Origin of the sequence: Pigmentiphaga sp. (assembly GCF_019689535.1) — a bacterium.
In the GTDB taxonomy this organism is placed as follows: Bacteria; Pseudomonadota; Gammaproteobacteria; order Burkholderiales; family Burkholderiaceae_B; genus Pigmentiphaga.
Window position 1 is genome coordinate 1 of sequence record NZ_JADGHH010000245.1, and the last position, 4,276, is coordinate 4,276.

The window sequence follows — 4,276 nt, forward strand, 5'->3', positions numbered from 1 at the left end:
GCCTCGGTTGGCGCAGTTGCGGGTTCGCCGGATGCCTCCTCGCCTTGCGCTGGGGCGGGGGGTTGCGCTTCGTCCGGCGCGGCCTCGGCAGCAGGAGGGGCGGGCAGGACAACCACGTAGGCCTTGATGCCTGCGCCGTCGGGCATGGGAACCGCTACCGAGTCGGCGACTGCGGGGTGTCGGTTCAAGCAGTCTTCGATCGGCCCGGGGGCCACGAGGCGATTGCCGATTTGGAACATTTCGTCCAAGCGCCCCACGTACCAGAGGTAGCCGTCTTCGTCCATGCGCGCGAGGTCGCCCGTGCGGTGCCACGTGCCGCTGACAGGCCGCCCTGTTTCTTCGCCGCGCCAGTAACCGGAGAAGAAGGACGGATCCGGGTGGCCGTGGATGTCATAGCGATTGACGACGATTTCACCGTGCTCGCCGGCCGAAACCGGTCGGCCGAGTGCATCCACGATCGCGATTTGGTGTCCGGGGTAGGGGCGTCCCATGCTGCCGGGCCGCACGGGCCATTTTTCGCAGCTCTGGCCGATCACCGTCCCGATCTCGACTTGGCTGTAGATTTCGTTCGGCTCGATGCCTAGCGCCTGCTTGCAGCGTTCGAACAGGGCCCGGCCCAGCGCGGTGTCGGTGGCCGTGACCGCGCGCAGCGCCAGGCGGTAGCGTTCCGCGGGCCGCTGCTCCGCCTTGAGGAGGCGGCGCAGGTCGCGCGTGGTCAGGGCGAGATTGGTGACCCGGTAGCGCTCCAGCAGGCAGAACGTCGCGTGCGGATCGGGCGGCGGGCGCACGGCCACCAGCGGCTGGCCGAAATATAGGCTGGGCAGCACGGCTGCGAACAGGCCGTGGGGGCTTCCCCATTCCGACGCCGTCCACATGACGTCCCCCGGTTGGGGGAACCAGTTTTGGGACGCGACAAAGCCGGGCAAATTCCCGATCAGGGTCGCATGGGGCAGCACCACTCCCTTCGGCAAGCTGCCTGCTCCGGCAGTGTAGAGCAGCAGCGCCGGGTCGGACGACGACGTGGGATGCATCTCGAAGGCGCTTTCCTGGCGTGCGAGCAGCGTACGCCAAGAAAGGACCCGCTCGTCTTCCAGGTCGATGCCGACGGTTTGGCGCAGCAGGGGGCAGTGTTCCGTGGCCGGAAGGAGCGCCGGCGCAGCCGTGCCGTCGACGATGGCAATGCGGGCTTCGCTGTCGCGCAGGCGTTGCTCGTACGTCTGGGCAGTCAGGGCGACGGACAACGGTACCGAGATCGCGCCAAGCTGGAAGACGGCGATGTAGGCGACCACCGCCTCGGGACGCTGGGGCAGGACGATGGCGACGCGGTCGCCTCGCTGCACGCCCATGCGGCGCAAACCGTTGGAGAGTCGATTGGCATATTCTTGCAGGCGGCCGTATGTCCAGATTTCGCGCCTGCCCTCGGCATCTTCCGCGTAGATGGCGATACGCCTGGCATCCGCGCTGCTAACGGTCCAGCGCCGGCAGCAGACGTCTGCGATGTTCAGTCGTTGCGGAACCCACCATCGAAACGTGGTGTAGAGTGCCTGGTACTGGTCTTCCATAACCCTCCGCTGGTTTTAGGAGCTGGTCCGGCCAGATCGGCGGACGGGGTGTCTGCGTGATATAGCAATCATTACTGACCTGACCGGTAACCGCAATAACTTTGGTGCGGTCGCTGCCGGGCGAAACGGCCCGGGGGAGGGAGCGGCCGCGCGCATTTCAGCGCAATTGCCGTCTATTTGGGTTGAATTTCGATGTATAAGCCGCTCGTCCCGCCTCGGTCCGCCTACCTGGAAATTAGGGGTTTACGTCACTATTTTCGCCACTGGGGCGATCCGGGGGCGCCGCTCGTGCTGGCACTCCATGGCTGGATGGATTCCTCCGCGACGTTTCAATTCTTGGCTGATTTCCTGGCAGGCCGATTTCACATCGTTGCGCCGGACTGGCGCGGATTCGGCCGCACGGAGTGGGCGGGCACGGACTCCTACGAGGTGGGGGAATACCTGGGCGATCTCGACGCTTTCTGCCGCCATCTTTCGCCTTCCGCACCCATCGCCCTGCTAGGCCACAGCATGGGCGGCAACATGGCCATGCTCTATGCAGGCGTGCGCCGCGACCGGGTCGCCGCCGTGGTCAACCTCGAAGGCCTGGGCTTGCCCGCGGTGCCTCCCGAAGCGGTGCCTGCCCGGCTGCGGCAGTGGCTGGACGAGATCGCGGATCCGCCTACGTTGTGGGATTACCCTGACGTCCAAGCGTATGCGCAGCGCCTCCTGCGCGACAACAGCCGGCTCGACCCCGACAAGGCGGCTTTCCTGGCCGAGGAGAATGGCCGGGCCGCCGGCGGCCGCTGGAAGCTGCGGGCGGATCCCGCACACAAGGTCGTCAATCGTGTCGCCTATCGCCTCGAGGAGGTGCTCGCTTGCTGGCGGCAAATTGCCGCGCCGGTACTGTGGGTGGAGGCCGCCGGGAGCAGCGTGCGGGCAAAAATGCTCGCCCAGCCCGGCTATGAGCAACGCCTCCAATGCGTTGCGTCATTGCAACGGGTGGTGGTGGATGACGCCGGCCACATGCTTCACCAAGAGCGGCCGGCAGAGGTGGCGCAATTGGTCGCAGATTTCCTAGGGCCGTTGCTATTGCCACGCTGCACCCGTCCTACAATGTGAGCATGGAGAACGCCTTGAACGTCGACCTGCATTGCCACTCGCAAGTCTCGGACGGGATGCTCGCGCCCGGGGAACTGGTCGCACGCGCCCATCGCAATGGCGTCGACGTGCTCGCGCTTACCGACCATGACGAAATCGGCGGCCTGTCGGAGGCGGCCGAGGCGGCGCGCGAACTGGGCTTGCAGTTCGTGCCGGGCGTGGAAATATCGGTCACCTGGGCCGGAGAAACCGTTCACATCGTGGGCCTGCAGATCGATCCCGACGATGCCGCCCTCGCCGAAGGCCTGCGCCATACCCGTTCGGGCAGGGAGCGGCGGGGACGCGAAATGGCCGAGCAACTGGCCGCCGTCGGGATCCCGGGTGCATTCGAGGGGGCTTTGCGGCACGTGGGAAATCCTGAACTCATCAGCCGTACCCACTTCGCGCGCTTTCTCGTCGAGCAGGGGGTCTGCCGCGACGTCCCGGAGGTTTTCCAGAACTATCTGGTGGAGGGCAAGCCTGGCTACGTGCCCATGCGCTGGGCCGCTTTGCCCGATGCGATCAACTGGATACGCGGGGCCGGTGGCGTGGCAGTCATCGCGCATCCCGGCAGGTACCACTACACGCCATTGCAGTTCCAGGCGTTATACGAAGAGTTCCTGGGCCTGGGGGGCTGCGGCATCGAGGTGGTCACCGGCAGCCATACCCCGGAGCAGTACCGGGAGTACGCGGAGGTGGCTCGCCGATATGGTTTTCTCGCTTCGCGAGGCTCGGATTTCCACGGCCCGTCGGAGAGCCGCATCGACCTCGGAGTCCTGCCGCCGCTGCCCGCACATTTGACGCCGATCTGGCGCGACTGGTTTTAGTGTCATGAACAAGGCTTTTGTCAAAGAATCCGAGGGGCAGGAAGACGACGAACTGCCCGAGCATCTCGCCTTGCCCAGCGGGGTCAAGAACTACATGACGCCCGAAGGGTATGCACGCCTGCGCGGCGAACTGGTGCACCTGATGACGGTGGAGCGGCCGGCGGTGGTGCAGGTGGTTTCCTGGGCCGCCTCGAATGGCGACCGCTCGGAAAATGGCGATTACCTCTACGGCAAGAAACGGCTGCGGGAGATCGATCGCCGCATGCGCTTCCTTACCCGGCGACTGGACATCGCCGAGGTGGTCGACGCCTCCAAGCAACCCAACCGCGACCAAGTCTTTTTTGGCGCCACCGTCACCTATCTGGACAGCGCTGGCGAAGAGCACGTCGTGACCATCGTCGGCGTGGACGAGGCCGAGCCCCTGAAAGGCAGGATCAGCTGGATATCGCCCGTGGCGCGGGCGCTGCTCAAGGCGCGGGAAGGGGACACGGTCGTGCTGCGCACGCCGTCAGGGGTGGAAGAGCTCGAGATCCTAGAGGTGAAATACCCCGACCCCGCGCCCCAATAGCGTCGAAGGCCGGGCCGGGGCCACAAGGCCGGCTCCGCGGCCGCGGGGGTCAACCCTTGACCCGGATGATGCGTTGGACGTGGGGAACGCGCCGCAGGTAGCGGATGACCCGGGCCAGGTGCTGGCGGCTTTCGACCTGGATCGTGAAATGCACGGCCACGGTGGACGAGGCTTCGTCCTGCATGGATACGTGCGTGATG

General features: G+C 65.9%; 5 protein-coding genes. 3 read left to right on the plus strand and 2 right to left on the minus strand.

Features of this window, described 5'->3' with window-relative positions:
• On the minus strand, positions 1 to 1,562 hold a 1,562-nt coding region (locus IRZ12_RS15925), incomplete at its 3' end, for an acyl-CoA synthetase (RefSeq protein ID WP_296470504.1).
• 288 nt (positions 1,563 to 1,850) lie between these two features.
• On the opposite strand from IRZ12_RS15925, the gene IRZ12_RS15930 reads away from it, so the two are divergent.
• The 3 genes from IRZ12_RS15930 to greB are packed head-to-tail and all read left to right on the plus strand — an operon-like array spanning position 1,851 to position 4,076.
• A complete protein-coding gene (locus tag IRZ12_RS15930) occupies positions 1,851 to 2,663 on the plus strand; it encodes an alpha/beta fold hydrolase (RefSeq protein ID WP_296470507.1) in 813 nt (270 codons plus the stop codon).
• Between the two features lie 2 nt (positions 2,664 to 2,665).
• The gene (locus IRZ12_RS15935) at positions 2,666 to 3,508 is read left to right on the plus strand and encodes a 3',5'-nucleoside bisphosphate phosphatase (RefSeq protein ID WP_296470511.1); all 843 of its coding nucleotides are present in this window, start codon (positions 2,666 to 2,668) and stop codon (positions 3,506 to 3,508) included.
• A gap of 4 nt (positions 3,509 to 3,512) precedes the next feature.
• A complete protein-coding gene (gene greB, locus IRZ12_RS15940; protein WP_296470514.1) occupies positions 3,513 to 4,076 on the plus strand; it encodes a transcription elongation factor GreB in 564 nt (187 codons plus the stop codon).
• Between the two features lie 49 nt (positions 4,077 to 4,125).
• Here greB and IRZ12_RS15945 read toward each other — a convergent pair.
• Positions 4,126 to 4,276, minus strand: a 151-nt coding sequence (locus IRZ12_RS15945; protein WP_296470519.1) for an ACT domain-containing protein, incomplete at its 5' end; no start/stop codon positions are given.